The organism is Chromobacterium piscinae (genome assembly GCF_021129175.1).
GTDB classification, from domain to species: domain Bacteria; phylum Pseudomonadota; class Gammaproteobacteria; order Burkholderiales; family Chromobacteriaceae; genus Chromobacterium; species Chromobacterium piscinae.
In genome coordinates this window covers 92,539-106,964 of sequence record NZ_JAJOHV010000068.1, presented here as the reverse complement: position 1 = coordinate 106,964, position 14,426 = coordinate 92,539, and the positions used below count along the sequence as shown (strand labels likewise).

Below are 14,426 nucleotides of genomic sequence, written 5' to 3'. Positions count from 1 at the left end.
GCGCTGTAGGTCGCCACGCCGCCGGCCGGCCTGCCGCCTGGGCGGCTGGCCCCCGGTGCATCGGCGGGCCGCCGGCCCCGGTTGGGCTCCAGCGTCTGGTAGGGATGCAGCACGTCGCCGCGCAGCAGCTTGCGCCAGCTGGACAGCCCGGAAAACGGATTGCGCAGCCGGCCAATCAGCGACTGGATGCGGCCCTGAATGCGGCCTACCAGCGCCAGCGGCGCGTTGATGATGCGCTGCACGGCGTTGATCACCCCGTCAACGAATGCCAGCGCGGCGTCCAGCGGCGCCAGGAAACTCTCCAACGTAGCGCACAGCTGCTCCACCACAGCAGCGGCCTCCTCCGCCAGGCCGACGATGTCGTCCATCCAGTTGCGGGACAGCTCCTCCCCGCTGGCGGCCAGCGCCTCGTCCGCCGCCTCGTCCAGCTGGGCGTCAGTATCGTCCGCGGCGTTCGGCTCCAGGTTCTGGCCCGCCTCCACGAACACCATTTCCACCTCGGTGACGCCGCCGACGAAATCCGGGTCTCGTACCGTCGCCTTGCCCTGCAGCTGACACAGCAGCCGGCCGTGATAAGGGTGGTCCAGCTCGCCTGGGCCGGCGGCTTCCAGATCGTCCAGCAGCAGCTGCAGGTCTTGTTTGGCCGTGGGGCCGATGAACAGCGCGGTGACGCGGTACACCCGTGCCGCGCGGCCGATGTCCTCGCCGTAGGGAATGTCCCGGTACGGGTATTCGTGCAGCACGTTGCGCCGGCCCACCTCCGCGCCGGCACTCTTGAAATAGAACGGCCGGCCGCGCCAGCTGCCATAGATCGGGTCTGGTTTGGCCGCCATCAGTTGGGCCCCTGCATGGTGCGGCCCACCTGGAACTTCATGCGGCTGCTGGCCGGGGTGGCTTGCACGGTTGCAGTGGTTCCTGGCGCGGTTTCCACCTGGATCTTCACTGTCCCGCCCAGGTCAGCCTGTTTGATTTTTTCCGACAACGCTATCGCCCGCTTCGCGTCCTCTTCGCCGTAGCGCTGCAGAACCTTGTTGAGGCGGTTGGTTACGTCAGCATCGGAATCTTGCCGGGATTGAGCCGCTTTTGCCGCCTGCTTGGCCTCCTGCGCGGCTTTGGCTGTTTGCGCATAGGAGGACGCGGGGAATGGCGACGGATGTTTTTCCCCCTCAGAAATTTCTCTCGCCGTTTTTACGGTAGGAGACTCGGCGGCGGGACCGCCGCCTCTCAGCTCTTGAATCCTGCGGTTTGTCTCGATCGCCGTTTTTGCCTCTACGTTGCCAAACAGCGCGAGCACATGGGCAATCCCACCGCCAATCTTGTCAACGATCCAATCTCCCGCGCGGGTCCCCTCTGACAATTTGCTGGCGCCCGTGCCTACTCCATAACCCGCAGCCGCGGATGCCAAAACGCCAGCCGCAGCTGTCGCCCAGGCGCTGGCGCCCAACGACAAAAATTCCTTCAGAGGCAGCCCCATAGCCAGCGCAGCACCGGCCCGCCAGCTTACTACCCCTGCAGCACCAGCGGCAGCGCCGCCAGCAGCGCCACCAGGGAGGCCTGGAGCGGGAGGGACTGCCCCGCCAGGCAGACCACCAGACGGCATATTGACTACGTACACCGGCGTCACGCCGGCGGCTTCCTGCAACGCCTTGCCAGTCGCCACGCCGGCAGCGGTGCCGCCCAGCTTTCCAGCGATCCCTCCGATCAGTTTGCCGCCATATCGCGCGGTCAATGCGGTGCCAGCAACCACGCCCACCCCACCCAGCAGCATGTCCTTGCCGTCCAGCTCCAGACCACCATTTTTCTTTTTATCCATTGCCCAGCGAATGGACATTTGCAGGGTGTCGTTGATGGGCCTGGCGAAGCCGTCGGCAGCCTCTCGCAGCGAGGCTTTCAGCCTGCCGGTCTGGTCAACCGCGTTGCTGATGGCTTCCGGCAGCTCGCGCTTCAGCGTGCCAGACGCGTTGCGGATGCTGTTGTCGAAATCCTTGACGTTGGCCAGCGACTGTCCGGACAGCAGGATTTTCAACCCCTTGATCGTGTCAAGGTCGGCCTTGCCGAATGCCTTCTGCAGCCACAGCGCGCGCTCCTTGTCCGTCTTCAACTTCTGGAATCTGACGCGCAGGTCCTCCAGCACCGCCACGGTGTCACGCCGGCTTCCGTCGGCGTTGAAAAACTTAACCTTGGTCGCCTTGGCTGCGTCTTTGGCGTAGTGGAGATTGTTGAATAAACGCAGCGTGGAATCCGCCAGAGTCGCCAACCGCTCCGGCTGCCTCTCAACCATCGACAACGCCTCAATGAAGGCGAGGGTTTTTGTGAACCCCATTCCTGCAGATGCTGCGCTCGGCCCCACTCTGGCGAAAATATCCGACAGATTCTCCAGCTCGGCATTTCCTTTGCGTCCTGCCACAGTCATCTGGTCCAGCAGCTCCAGCGCGTTCCCCTCTTTCGAGAGATCAAAATTGAATGTCGCGCTTGCCACACCAAGCGCACCAGTCAATTTGTCCGCATTAGCGCCGCTGACCGCCATGGCGATGTTGGTCGCCTCGATTTCCTGCCGAGCCTCTTTCCACCCCTGCCCCATCTGGACAAGGTTATTGAAGCCCTGTTTGAGATCATCCACTCCCCGTCCGGTATCCGATCCCATCGCAAAAAGATCTCGACGCAGCTGCTCCATTTCTGTGTAGGTTGCGCCCGCCGTGAGTTTGATGTTGGTCAGGCTCTTGTCGAGGCCTGCCGAATCCATCCCCACTTTCAGCGCAGTCAACCCACCCGTGAGGGTCAGAATCTGGCCGTGGAGCCCGCCAAACATCTCCTTCACCGAAGTCAGCTCTTTGCGAACCGCCGCTGAGAATTTCGCAGTTTCACGAATGCCAACGCCCAGCCCTGCCGCGTAGCGGGCGGCATCGGCCATGATTCGGACGGTCAAAGGCAGTTCGTTATTCATCGTCGGTTTCAGCGGCTTCTATCAGGGTGTCGCGGTAGTAAACAAATTCCGGCACTGGCAGGCGCAAAATCTCATCACGCCGCCAGCCAGTTTTCAGCGCGATCAGCAGGACTCCACCGAGGAGGCCTTGCCGTCGTCGCTGCCGGCTTCCCCCAGCTGTTGCACCTCATGTAGGCCAGCCGAAAGCGCAGCCCAATCCGAGCCCTTCAGCTTGCCCAGCATGCCAGGCGTCACCGGGACGTCGGTGTCACCCAGCTTGACGATTTGGCGGGCTACAAGGGCGCGGCGGTAGGCCAGCGGCGTCAACGCGCTGTTGGCCTCCTCTTCAGCGGCGATCATGTCGTCAAGCAACGGCTCGCGCAGGACAACGGATTTGTGAATGGTGCCTCTCAGCGTGATGCCATGCTTCAGGTTGACGGTGAGGATTGCGAGTTCGGACATGCCAGCTCCTGAAAGAGAAAAAGATGGCGCGGGCGCGCCATGCTGGCATTGTGGGCGGGGAGTGATGGTGGGATAAGGGGTGGATTTGGACGAAGAAAAGCCCCGCGCATGCGGAGCCATTTATCAATTCAAATTTTACATTGCTTAAAAAGCGTCAACTAACTGCAAGATAGTACCCAGTGTCATGAGTAGAAATCCACCTCTATTAATCATGTTCCAACGCTTAATTAGCCTTTCCCCTATCTCATTTGCTTCTTTATGCGATAGCACAGACTGCCCTGGCTCGGCATCCAAATCATAACGCATATTTCGCTCAAAAATAACATTCTTAACCTGTTTGCTAGGATTCGCAAAGCAAAACAAAATTCCAGCCCCTATTGCATTTAAGCACAAACCCGTTATCGCAAGCATATTACTTGGCATGTTTTACATCTCCTAACACAGATATATAAACTGTTACTTTGTGACTCCTATCCTACTCGCTCGCAACGCGATGGCGTTGACAGTCCTGCCTGGCAGGTACTCCACCATGCCGGCGGGGCCGGTTGCTAGGTAGCGCTCACGGATCACCTGATCCTCTGCTGGGCTCCACCTCGGCGAGCTGGCATTGCCTCGCGGCCGTTGTTCGATGGGACGGTTTTCGACATGGTATGCCAGCCGGAACAGGATCAGCACCCTGTCGCGGGTGCTGATCGGGCGGTGCGTTGTACATCCTGGGGCGGTGCGCCATGACTCGACGGTATTCAGCGAGACCATGGCTATCTCAGCCAGCAGATGGTTTGTCAGCGGCTCGCCGGTGCGTTTGCGATACCAGTCTCGCAGTCCGTCCAGGAATTCCAGCTGGCCAAACTCCGCCAGGGCGGCGGGATCGGGCGGAGGGAGCCGGCGGCGCCAGTTCCAGCTGTTACTCTCCGTCACGTTGTTCAGCCTGATGCGCTGCATGGAATATGGCCCGAATGCGCGCCTGGCCGATGCTGTGCAGCCAGGCTTTGATTTCGGGGCTCACCATCACTTTCGCCGGCACCAGGCCGGAAGCGCCGTCGGCAGTTTTCCGGCCTGCGCCCTGGCGGGCACCGCCGCGCTGGGGCTTGTCATCCATGGTTCGGCCCTGCCGGCAGGTGATGGAAAAACACAGATGAAATTACCAGTGGGAAATGTTTCTCGCTATTTGCCTCGTAATCCATCCTGACATGCTCCAAATCAACCCATAACGCACGGAGCCATACCAGGTCGTAGACGCTACAAGGGCTGAATTTCTGCCCATGTGTTCGCAAAACCTTGATCATTTCAACTAGCCGGTCTCCAAACATGGTCCAGTCGTCTGTTGGCGTTTTAACCAAACGCTCAAACCGCGCCACGTTGATGTGTTTGCCATTTGGTTTATGCCAGGCCGTTTTTGAAAATGCGGTAATGCAGTCCTGAGCATTGCCATCCCATTCTAAATGTCGCAACTCTACAAGGGCACGCGCCAGGCACAGCAAACTATCAAATCGCTCTGAGCGACCATTATCGAGTGGCCATTTCTGGGAAATATATTTTGACAGCATTGCCGACAGGCGCAGTACATCAACCCGACTATCTGGGCATAGCTCCCTGAAAACACCTCGGCCAGGCTGTGGTGTCAAATGGAGTAATTGAAGTTCTTTCATTGTGTCTCCATGCAGTATGGCGGGGTTAACCCCGCCTCGGCTTGATCGATGCTTATCTGCCGTGATTCACGAATTTCCCCGATTGCACATCCGCGATTAGATCGGCGGCATTTTCTGACGGAGTGGCGGGCTTTGGGTAGCTCCAGCGATCGCGTTTCCAGTCAGCCAGGCGTTCTTGATAAATTTCGCTGTTTAGATCGTCATTTTCGGCCATGGCGTGATAGGAGAGCCGCACGCCATCTAATTCTATCCAGCAAACCCCGCGCCCGATATTGCCATAGCTGCGGGTGTTTGATTCTCTCACCTGGCGCAGCAGTTTGACTGCGCGCAGCAGGTTCTTGGGGGTGGTATTGAGTTCATGCTCGGTGGTGATGTGGTCGTCAGCGTGACCGGCGATGCTGGGATTGATTTGAGACTTGATGGTGATCGACATGACGCTCTCCTGAGTGGTTTGGTTCAGTGCTGTCCTGCTATGCTTGAATAATGGACCAAATCAAAAAGGATCGCAAGGGGAATTTGATCAGCATAGCGTACCTGTGGTTTCTGCGTACCAGGCAAAGAAAAACCCCAGCCACAAGGCCGGGGTTTGGGTCGGTTGCCACACCGTAGCACTACAAGAGGAGAACGCCATGAAGCGCAGGGCCAGTATGGCCCCCGCCGGGCGGTGTAAACAGGGGTGGAATCAGATCAGTTCGGCCGGATCGCCTGCCATGGTCATGTCCACTTTATTGCCCTTCAGCTCCACCTCCCCCACCGTGCCGGCATTGGCCACCAGGTAGCGCTGGCCGCTGTCGGTTTCAAAAATCAGCGTCACACCTTCCAGCTGCTGCAGCGCCACCACGTCCTCATCGCTCGCGTGCCGCAAGGAAAATTTCACTTCTCCGCCGATCACTTCCTTGGTGGCCAGGCCGCAGGGGCCGTTGGCGTCCTTGATCTGCTCGCGGATCTTGCCGCCCGGCTTGAGGCTGGCGTCGCCCTCGCTGCGCTTTTTTTGGCCATTGAGCGTGATGTACACCACGCCAGTCATGCGTGCCATGGTTGGTTTCCTTTACAGACGGTACTGCACGGAGGCAGCGAAGGTGACGAACTGGTTGACCAGGTTGGGCGGCAGCACGGCGTTGACGCGGTCCACGTCGGCGTCGCTGCGCATCACGATCAAATCGCGCTTGAATTGGTCAGTGTCTTCCACGATGCCGGCGAACTCCAGTTCGCGGTGCAGCGCGATCAGCTCGGCGCGGATGATGGACGGCGTCACCAACGCCTGGCCGGGGGAGACGTTGATGCCGTCGTTTGCCAGCTTGTGGCGCGGAAAACGCAGGGCGATGCGGCTGCGCACGGCGTAGCGGTAGTAGTCGGCCGTCCATTTGGTTTCCAGGCGCAGCAAGCTTTCGTCATCCATGCCGAATGGCGATTTCTGGTAGGTGGTGATCACCCGTTCCAGGATCACCTTGCCGCCGCTGTCCACCACGGTGGAGCTGATGCCGTCGCGCAGCAGCAGCTCGCGCTCGTTGCGACTGAAGCGGTCCTTGAGCCGCGGCGCCAGCACGCCCGGTACTTCCACCGCGCGCAGCGGCAGCGCGGGGTCGATCGCGCCGTGGAATTCGCACACGCCGGCCCAGGCAGCCGCACGCACCGGCGCCCAGGTGGGGCAGCCCTTCAGGCCCCAGGCGCTGACGTGAGGGCTGTTGCGTGCCGCGCCCCAGGTTGTGAGCTGGGCGTGGGTGCCGTCCCGCGCGGTAAACACGTGGCCGGTGCGCATGTTCATGCCGCCCCAGCGACCGTCCATGTCCGCCTCCAGCGCGGACAGGGTGGCGCCGTCGCTGTAGGGGCTGACGATGCTGTAGAACCAGTCCTCCGCCACGGCGGCCAGCGCCGCGCCCACGTCCGGGTTGCCGGCGCCGCCGGCGAGGTTGGCGCAGACGGCGGTGACGCCTTCCGGCAGCGCGTCCTCGTCGTAGTAGGCCACGGACAGCTCCATGCCGTTGCCGGCGTCGCCCTTGTGGCGGCTGGAGACAGTTACAACGCCGGCGGCGGCGCTGGCGGTAACGGGCAGATCCGCGTTGGCGCTGATGGCGTCGGCCAGCTTGGCGGCCAGCGCGGCGTTGGTGTCGCCGATGCTGGCGGCGGCCCGCACGCGCTCGCCGCCAATCCAGGCGGTAAGAACGCCGGGCTTGGTGACGGCGCCGGTCAGCGTGATAGTGCCGCTGGCGGCCACGCCAGCGGGTAGATCCTCAAGCGCCACGGCGTAGACGTCGATCAGGCCGTAGCGCGCCTTCACCGCGTCCAGGGCGCGCGCCATGACGTGCAGCATGGAGCCGCGGCCGTACTGGGTGGCGGCGTCGTCGGCATTGAGGATGCGGGATGGGACCAGCGCCGCGGTTTTGCCGGCCGGCAGGCGCTGGCCCAGCACCAGCAGCTTGCGTTCCATCTGCGGCAGGCCGTGAACCGCCTTAGTGTGGTCGATCTCCACGTAAACGCCGCCGGTGCGGACACCCACGGGGATGGACATGTAGGTGATGTTGTCGGGCATCGATTATCCCTCCGCTTTCTGTTTCGCCGACTTGGCCGGCTCCGGTTCGGGCTGTGCTTCCACCGCGTCGCCATCGGCCATGCGGCGGCGGTAGTAGGCGGTGAGCGGCACGGGCTGGCCGGCGGCCGGCAGGTAGCCGCTGCCGTCCTCCAGCCGCACCAGCAGGCCGTCAGCCGCCGGTTTCAGGTTGATCATGATCAGGTCCATGATGCTGGGTCTCCAGGGTGAGTTCCGGCCGGCTGGCGCTGTAGTCGCCGTGCAGCCATTTGTTGTGCTCGTCGCGGGTTTCGTGCGGTGCCAGGTCCACGTCCATGTGGGCGCGCAGCAGTCGGCCGGGCTGTTGGTTGGGCGGGTAGGTTTCGCTGTCCGGCGCGTCGGTCTCGTCCAGCGGGCCCATGTCCAGCTCCAGCGCCACCCAGCCATAGGGAAATTCCAGCTGGGAGCTAAAGCGCGCGCTACGCAGCGTCAGCCGCGGCACGGCCGGGCCGGGGTTGCGCAGCCAGGCGCGCAGCTGGCCGTACAGCGCCAGCTCGGCCGCTTCAACGTCATGCGGCTTGCAGACGTGCTTGCGCACCTGCAGCTGGCCCACCACGCGCAGCCGCAGCGTGCTGTCCCAGTCGCCGGGTTCGATCTCCGGCAACAGCGCCGTCACCACGCCCTGCTCCAGTTCGGCCGGCTGGCGCTGGACGTGGTCAACCAGTGACGCGGTGTGGATGCGATCGGGCAGCGCGGCGGCCAGGCTGGCGCGCAGGGCGTCCATGGCGCGGGCGATGGCGGTCATTGGCGGTTCCTCTGGTCGAGTTGCCGATCCACCAGCTTGTCCAACTTGAAGTCCATGGCTTTCAGCTGGTCCTTCACCTCGTTGGTCTGCTCGCGCTGGCGTTCATCCTGCTGGCGGTCAATCACCACCTGCTGGGTCTGCTTCTCTTCCACCACGGTCAGGCGGCGGTCCAGCGTCAGCATGAAGCCCAGCAGCGTGCCCACCAGCGCCAGGGTGGTCAGCACGTCCCCCAGGTTGATCCGTTTCTCAAAATGCCAGCTGGGCGCGCGCGATTCATTGGCCATGGGCGGCCTCCGCATGGATCTGGATCAGCGCGCCGCGGCTGGCGGCGACGGACTGGCACCAGGCGCCATAGTCGCGGGCATGGGCGAGGAGGTCCGCGCGTGATACCCCGCTGTCAGCGGCGGCGGCGGCGGCATTGTCCGCGTCAGGTTGGCCGGCAGCGGGGGCGCTGGCGTCGGCGCGCAGGCCGAGGGCGTCGTTGTAGACGCGCAGGCCGTCAACAGAGAGCAGGCCAGGATTGTCAGCGCCGGCAACCGGCGCAGGGCGTTGAGCGGCACGGGTTATCCTCCGGGTGATCTGGTCGCGCGCGGCGTCCAGAGCGGTCAGGGTGACATCCAGCTGTCCGGACACGTCGGCCAACTGTCGGGTTTGCTCCTGGTAGCGCAGCAGGGCGGCGGCGCCGTCGATGCGCCGCTGTTCCGCCACCTGGCCGCGGTAGGCGGACAGTTCGGCCCGGCCGACGGCCAGGCCCTGCTGGTATTGGCTATGCCCGTACCAGAACCCGCCAATGGCGGCGGCCAGCGCCGCCAGCAGCGCGGCGTCGAGGAGAGCGTTATTCGGCATTGCCCCTCCCCTCCGGCAGCAGCGCGCCCAGCCGGTCCGGCGCGTCGGACTGCGGGCAAGATTTTGCCTGGCAGCGATGCAAGGCTGCATTGTCGATGCGTCGTTGCTCCGCGACCTGTGCGCGGTAGGCGAACAGTTCGGCCCGGCCGGTTGTGCGGCCGGCGCTATATGCCAGCCCTCCCACTACCGCCAAGTCGATCAGCCCAAGCAAGACGGGCAAAATCATTCGTTTGAGGAAATCGACCATCAGTCCCCCTTCCTCTCCGGCAGCAGCGCGCCCAGCAGGCCGGAAACGGCCAGGCCAATGGCGATGATGGCGTTTTCGGTGTCCGGCGAAACGGTAATGCCCAGGGCGGTGGCCAGCATCACCGCGCCGCGCCAGGTGGATGGCTCCTGCAGGCGCGCCAGCAGGAACTGTTTCAGTCGTTGAGACATAGCGCCCTCTCTGCCTCGCGGCGGCGTTTCAGGCCGGCGATCACCTTGCCGCCGGCCTTGTTGAACTGCAGCAGCCTGTCGCAGGCGGCGCGCCATTTGCCGGCCCGCTCCAGATCCACAATGCTGGTGCCCGGCCGCGGCTGGCCGTCAGCGCCGGCGCTGCGCCGGGTGAGCGCGCCCACGCCCAGGTTCCAGGCGGCATCCGTGTAGGCGATCCGGCGGTTATCCGGCAGGCCGGGCATCAGCCGGTCCACCGGGCCCAGGTAGTCCGGCACCCGGCGCGCCATCTGCTCGGCGCATTGCTGGTGGTTCATCCTCATGCCGGGCTTCACGCCCTGGGTTTCCCCCATGCAGATGGTCCAAACGCCCACAATGTCCTGATAGGCAATGTGACGCTCGCCCTCCCACGGAGAGGTGAAGGCGATGATGGCGGCGACGATGCCGCCGCCGACGGCGGCTTTCTTGATGGCCATTACAGGGCCCCTCCATAGCTGCCGGTGAATGCATAGTGGCCGCCCACGCCTGTCACAGCGCGCACGCCGGCCTCCGCGCCCTCGCGCAGAATGGCAAACAGCCGGGATTGGGATTCGTCGTATGCGGGTTTGAAAAACGGCGCGGCCTGGGTGCCGTGGTCGCGGAAGTACCGCGCCAAGCCGCCGGCGCGGCGGCGGGCTTGCTTCTCGTCCAGACCGTGCTTGATGCGCAGCCACTCGGCCAGCGGGCGGATGGGCGGCAGTCCCCGGTAACCCGGGGCAGTGCCGTCTTCCACAAAACGGGCGTAGCGCACGCCGGCCACCACGTCGCGCGCCATGGCAAACGGGCGTTGAACGTGAATGGCGTTCATCAGCGTGGTGAATCCCATGCTGCGGTTGCTGCGCAATTTCTGGCGCACGGCGCGGTTCAGGTACTGGCCGGCGCGCTCCACCTTCGGCTCCATGGCCCGCGCCATCGCCTGCGGCGCCCGCTCAAACGCGGCGCGCACCACGTCGTCATTGACGTATACGTTGCCGATCATTGGCAGATCCTCCGCTCGAACTCCTCCATCAGCACGGTGTGCAGATAGGACGGCGTGCCGTTGCGCGGGGTGGCGCTGATGCCGTCCCGCACCTGGTACGGCGTGACGGCGTGGGAGATGGCCAGCTCGCGCATGGCCTCGGCCTGGGCGCGCAGCAGCACCAGCGGCTCGTCGCCGGCCGGGATGGTGCTGCCCTGCTCGTCCAGCGTGTGGCGCGAGCGGTAGCGGTAAGCGGCGGCGCTGCCCAGCAGGCCGATCTGGCGCGCGGACGGTGCCGGCATCAGGTACAGCACGCGGCGGTCGCCGTCGCGGCTGACGCGCATGTCCGGCAGGCGGCCAGGCCAGCCATCCGCCCACACCGGCAGGCGCGCCTTGTCCGCCCGGCCCCAGTCAAACGCCTGCACCGCCACCAGATCCGCGGGGCAGTCGTACACCACGCGCTCAGCCTCCAGCTGCAGGCGGCCCAGCACGATCAGCGGCCGGCGGCGGCTGTAGTCGTCCAGCGCCACCTGCAGCAGGCGCTGGAACTGCGCCAGGCTGCCCCGTTCCGGCTCGCGGTCGAATTCCTCTGCAGCGCCCAGCATGCTGGCGCGCAGGGACTGGGCCAGGGCGGACAGGGTGGTCACTTTTGTTTGCCCTTGGCGGCCTTGGGCTCAACCACCAGCCCGCCGGCATCGCTCGCCAGGACATCGACGGTCGCGGTATCGGATTCGCCGGCGGCCAGGTCCGCGCCCAGGATCTCGGCATGCTCGCCGTCGTCATCTTCCTGCGGCGGCAGGCTCTCACCAGGCACGCCCAACGACTCGCTGGCTAGGGTGAGCAGGCGCTCCGAAACAGCGGCCAGCACGTCTTTGCGGCGGCCCTCGGCCTGCTCGCGCTCGCCCAGCTGTTCCAGGTCCTCGCGCGCCAGCACGGGGATGGCGGACAGCAGCTCGAACAAAGAGCCAGCCAGCAGCGCGTCCACGATATGGACCGGGGCGTCGTCGTCCAGAGCGAGATCCGCCGCGGCATAGTCGGGCAGCAGGCTGGCGTCCACCTCGCGGGTTTCGCCAGGCGGCACCAGCATGGTGCCGACGGTCTTGTAATGATCGGTGTCGTTGTAGTACGGGATTTTCATCTGTCGCATCCGGTGATGCGGCCCGCCGGCGGCGGGCCGGCTGGGTTACAGCGCCGCGCGGGCAGTGCTGGAGTACACGATTACGCTGGTGAAGCGGTTGCGAACCGGACGCGGCACGGCGATGGCGTTGTATTCCTCGCCGTAGGCCGCTTTCTTGCCGATCGGGTGGCCATCCTGCCCCGTCAGCTCGAACGGCTCACCGGTGACGAACGGTTTGGCGATGGTGTAACCCAGCACGTTGCGCTGGCCCATCAGGATGCGTTCGTCGCCCAGATCCACGCCCGGCGCGTTGGTGCCGTATGCCGGGATGTCCTTGATTGCCTCCAGGTCGCCCTGGGCGTTGGTGTCGCTGCCGTTGCGCTTCATGCTCGCCACGAACTGCTCGGCGTTGGTGGCGGTGTCGTTCAGCGTGGACGACATCAGCAGGAACTCCGGCGCCACGTAGCGCTGGCTGTTCATCATGGCTTTGCGGTTGCCCACCTTTTGAATCAGGCCATTCAGCCACTTTTCCGTCGTCATGCCGCCCTGCGGGTCCAGGTCGAACTTGGTGACGTTGGTAGCCGCGGAGTAGCTGATGGCGTTGGTGCCGGTGGCGGCCGGGGCCACGGGCTGGCCAGCCTGGTCCACGAACTGCAGCGTGCCCAGGTTGAAGCTCAGCATGCGCCAGTAGGTGCCGACGGGCTGCTTGCCGCTGCCGTCCCACTGCTTGATCTGCACGCTGTTCAGCGTGACGGTGATGGGGTTTTCCGGCAGACCCACGGCGTTGCCCTGCAGGTCTCGCGCCTGGAAGGGACGCACCACCGGCCACTGCGCCAGTTTGACCAGCGATTTGCCGCTGCCCAGCTGGGCGGAGAGGTTTTCATTGTTCACCGGCACGGCCAGATAGCTGTCCGATGCGCGTTGCAGCTCGTTGCAGATGCGGCGCGCCACCAGCTCGCGAAGCACGCGGGAATTGCTCTCGATGTTGCGGCCCAGCGCGTCCCAGTTCAGCGCGGAGGCGCGGGTGAAGAACTGCACCTCGTTGGTGATAGAAAGCGCCAGCTTCATCGGGGTGACGGACACGGTATCCATGGCCTGGGTGATGCCGGCGAACGGGATCGATTGCCCCTCATAGACCACGCCATCGTTCATCACCTGGCTGACATCGCGCAGCTCATAAGGGATTTGCGTAGTGGCGGCGCCGGAGAAGTCGGTCAGGGTCTGCACCAGGGACAGCACGTTGAGGTCGGACAGCGCCTCGCGGATCACCTCGCGCTGCACGCCAAGCGGCAGCGCGGTGTTGCCCATGTCCAGCGTGCCCTGGCCCTGCGCCAGCACGCGGTATTCCGCGTCCAGCCGCGGCGCGTGGATGCGGTCGTATTCGGCAAGCACGCGCTGGCAGAACGGCGGCAGCGTCTGCTTGGCGTCCAGGTGCAGCTGGCCGGCAGAGGACGACTTGGCCAGGTTCTCCCGGAGGAACTCGGACAGCTTCTTCACCCCGTCGGCGATCACGGTGATCTGCGGCGAACCGGCCGGGCCATAGCCCAACTGGGCCAGCTGCCGGGCGGCGGCCACCTCGTTGGCGTTCTTGATCTGCATCTCGGCCAGCGCGCGCACCTGGTCGTCGGTGGTGTCGGCGGTGATCACGCCGGCGGCGGCCTCGGCCAGCGCCTTCTTGGTGGCATCGTCCAGTCCCGCCGCGGCGGCGATGGTTTCCGCCAGCAGCTTGCGCTTGCCTTCGGTGGTTTCGGCCAGTTGCTTGGCGGCGGTGTCCCGCTCGGCCAGCGCCTTGGCCACGGCCGCGCCGACGGCGGCGTGGTCCGTGCCGCCGACGGACAGCTGAAACACTGGCGCCAGGCCGTTCGCCGGCAACTTGGCCATCTGCTCGGACAGCTGAATGGCCGCCTGCTCCAGCTGCTCGCACAGCTGCTTGGCCTGGGCGTCATCGGTGATGGTGGCCAGCTGGGTTTCTGCCAGCTTCTTAATTGTGTCGATCGCCGGTTGCGACAGCTGCTTGGCTGCCAGCGCGGCCAGCAGGTCTTTCAGCCATTTTTCCATGGTGGTTTTTTCCTCAGATAGAAGGATTCGCGCCAGCTCCGGGTGGAGCAGCAAGGGAATGTCTGCGCCGGGTTCGGACAACAGAACGGGGTCAAGACCTTTGATCACGGGCCGGAGAGTAAGCCCAGCGCCCAGCAGAACCGGGCCGTGGTAATTGCCCTGTTCGTTGTCCTGCCAGTTTTCGGAAAATTCAGCGGAGAGATAGCGAAATGCTTTGTTCCTGACTGCGTCGCGGCCGTAGTTGGTCCACTCCGCCAGCGCGCGCAATTTGCCGCCTTCCACCTTGAGCTTGCGGATGGTGGCCGCCCCGCCCTCGCCGGGCTCGTGGTTCAGGTCCAGAAAGATGTCGGTGCCGGGCAAGCCCGCGTCAAAACTGCGAACCATACCCAGCAGCATGTCGTTGGTGATTTCAAAACGGCCATAGCGCGGGTCGGTAAATGAACCCACGCGAGTGACTGTCACCCAGCTGGTTGGACTGTTGCCAGGTGGCTCGACGACGCCAGACAGTACTCGGATCACCTGGCCCGGCTGCTCAGAGAGTTTGAAGTGTCGGTTTCGTTGCATCACATACCCTGCCTGCGCGCGGTTGCGCGGTTTCTAGCAGGTTACGCATGGGGGGATGGTGGGATAA

At 64.2% G+C, this 14,426-nt stretch carries 21 protein-coding genes; all 21 read right to left on the bottom strand.

Annotation, left to right across the window (positions count from 1 at the left end):
- Nucleotides 1–833, bottom strand: an 833-nt coding sequence (locus LQR33_RS17700; RefSeq protein WP_231469952.1) for a DNA circularization N-terminal domain-containing protein, incomplete at its 3' end; no start/stop codon positions are given.
- Entirely contained in the window at nt 833–2,944 is a 2,112-nt protein-coding gene (locus LQR33_RS17695; RefSeq protein WP_231469950.1) for a phage tail tape measure protein, read from the bottom strand. The genes LQR33_RS17700 and LQR33_RS17695, both read right to left, overlap by 1 nt.
- A gap of 102 nt (nt 2,945–3,046) precedes the next feature.
- Nucleotides 3,047–3,385 carry a phage tail assembly protein gene (locus tag LQR33_RS17690; protein WP_231469948.1) on the bottom strand — a complete coding sequence of 113 codons (339 nt, stop codon included), beginning with the start codon at nt 3,383–3,385 and terminating at the stop codon, nt 3,047–3,049.
- Nucleotides 3,386–3,529: 144 nt separating this feature from the next.
- Nucleotides 3,530–3,808, bottom strand: a complete 279-nt coding sequence (locus LQR33_RS17685; protein ID WP_231469946.1) for a hypothetical protein — start codon at nt 3,806–3,808, stop codon at nt 3,530–3,532.
- A 33-nt stretch (nt 3,809–3,841) separates the two neighbouring features.
- Nucleotides 3,842–4,327, bottom strand: a complete 486-nt coding sequence (locus LQR33_RS17680; RefSeq protein ID WP_231469944.1) for a hypothetical protein — start codon at nt 4,325–4,327, stop codon at nt 3,842–3,844.
- Nucleotides 4,290–4,484, bottom strand: coding sequence for a hypothetical protein (locus LQR33_RS17675; RefSeq protein WP_231469942.1), 195 nt, complete (start codon nt 4,482–4,484; stop codon nt 4,290–4,292). The genes LQR33_RS17680 and LQR33_RS17675 overlap by 38 nt, the downstream gene beginning before the upstream one ends.
- Entirely contained in the window at nt 4,477–5,034 is a 558-nt protein-coding gene (locus LQR33_RS17670; protein ID WP_231469940.1) for a hypothetical protein, read from the bottom strand. The genes LQR33_RS17675 and LQR33_RS17670 overlap by 8 nt, the downstream gene beginning before the upstream one ends.
- A gap of 52 nt (nt 5,035–5,086) precedes the next feature.
- Nucleotides 5,087–5,467 (bottom strand): hypothetical protein, encoded by a 381-nt coding sequence (locus LQR33_RS17665; RefSeq protein ID WP_231469938.1) that lies wholly within the window; start codon nt 5,465–5,467, stop codon nt 5,087–5,089.
- 249 nt (nt 5,468–5,716) lie between these two features.
- Nucleotides 5,717–6,070 carry a phage tail tube protein gene (locus LQR33_RS17660; RefSeq protein ID WP_231469936.1) on the bottom strand — a complete coding sequence of 118 codons (354 nt, stop codon included), beginning with the start codon at nt 6,068–6,070 and terminating at the stop codon, nt 5,717–5,719.
- A gap of 12 nt (nt 6,071–6,082) precedes the next feature.
- Nucleotides 6,083–7,564, bottom strand: coding sequence for a phage tail sheath C-terminal domain-containing protein (locus LQR33_RS17655; RefSeq protein ID WP_231469934.1), 1,482 nt, complete (start codon nt 7,562–7,564; stop codon nt 6,083–6,085).
- A gap of 3 nt (nt 7,565–7,567) precedes the next feature.
- The gene (locus tag LQR33_RS17650) at nt 7,568–7,771 is read right to left on the bottom strand and encodes a DUF2635 domain-containing protein (RefSeq protein ID WP_231469931.1); all 204 of its coding nucleotides are present in this window, start codon (nt 7,769–7,771) and stop codon (nt 7,568–7,570) included.
- Nucleotides 7,734–8,345, bottom strand: coding sequence for a hypothetical protein (locus LQR33_RS17645; protein ID WP_231469929.1), 612 nt, complete (start codon nt 8,343–8,345; stop codon nt 7,734–7,736). The genes LQR33_RS17650 and LQR33_RS17645 overlap by 38 nt, the downstream gene beginning before the upstream one ends.
- Nucleotides 8,342–8,629 carry a hypothetical protein gene (locus LQR33_RS17640; RefSeq protein WP_231469927.1) on the bottom strand — a complete coding sequence of 96 codons (288 nt, stop codon included), beginning with the start codon at nt 8,627–8,629 and terminating at the stop codon, nt 8,342–8,344. Before LQR33_RS17640 ends, LQR33_RS17645 begins: the two co-directional genes overlap by 4 nt.
- The gene (locus tag LQR33_RS17635) at nt 8,619–9,191 is read right to left on the bottom strand and encodes a hypothetical protein (protein WP_231469925.1); all 573 of its coding nucleotides are present in this window, start codon (nt 9,189–9,191) and stop codon (nt 8,619–8,621) included. The genes LQR33_RS17640 and LQR33_RS17635 overlap by 11 nt, the downstream gene beginning before the upstream one ends.
- Entirely contained in the window at nt 9,181–9,438 is a 258-nt protein-coding gene (locus LQR33_RS17630; RefSeq protein WP_231469923.1) for a hypothetical protein, read from the bottom strand. The genes LQR33_RS17635 and LQR33_RS17630 overlap by 11 nt, the downstream gene beginning before the upstream one ends.
- Complete coding sequence (locus tag LQR33_RS17625; RefSeq protein WP_231469921.1) at nt 9,438–9,626, bottom strand: hypothetical protein; 189 nt, start codon at nt 9,624–9,626, stop codon at nt 9,438–9,440. The genes LQR33_RS17630 and LQR33_RS17625 overlap by 1 nt, the downstream gene beginning before the upstream one ends.
- Nucleotides 9,611–10,099, bottom strand: coding sequence for a lysozyme (locus tag LQR33_RS17620; protein WP_231469919.1), 489 nt, complete (start codon nt 10,097–10,099; stop codon nt 9,611–9,613). The genes LQR33_RS17625 and LQR33_RS17620 overlap by 16 nt, the downstream gene beginning before the upstream one ends.
- Nucleotides 10,099–10,641: a hypothetical protein gene (locus LQR33_RS17615; RefSeq protein ID WP_231469917.1), complete on the bottom strand. Its 543-nt coding sequence runs from the start codon at nt 10,639–10,641 to the stop codon at nt 10,099–10,101. Before LQR33_RS17615 ends, LQR33_RS17620 begins: the two co-directional genes overlap by 1 nt.
- The gene (locus LQR33_RS17610; protein ID WP_231469916.1) at nt 10,638–11,267 is read right to left on the bottom strand and encodes a hypothetical protein; all 630 of its coding nucleotides are present in this window, start codon (nt 11,265–11,267) and stop codon (nt 10,638–10,640) included. The genes LQR33_RS17615 and LQR33_RS17610 overlap by 4 nt, the downstream gene beginning before the upstream one ends.
- On the bottom strand, nt 11,264–11,758 hold the full coding sequence (locus LQR33_RS17605; RefSeq protein WP_231469914.1) for a hypothetical protein: 495 nt from the start codon (nt 11,756–11,758) through the stop codon (nt 11,264–11,266). Before LQR33_RS17605 ends, LQR33_RS17610 begins: the two co-directional genes overlap by 4 nt.
- Before the next feature lie 45 nt (nt 11,759–11,803).
- On the bottom strand, nt 11,804–14,359 hold the full coding sequence (locus LQR33_RS17600; protein WP_231469912.1) for a phage protease: 2,556 nt from the start codon (nt 14,357–14,359) through the stop codon (nt 11,804–11,806).
- Nucleotides 14,360–14,426 lie beyond the last annotated feature (67 nt).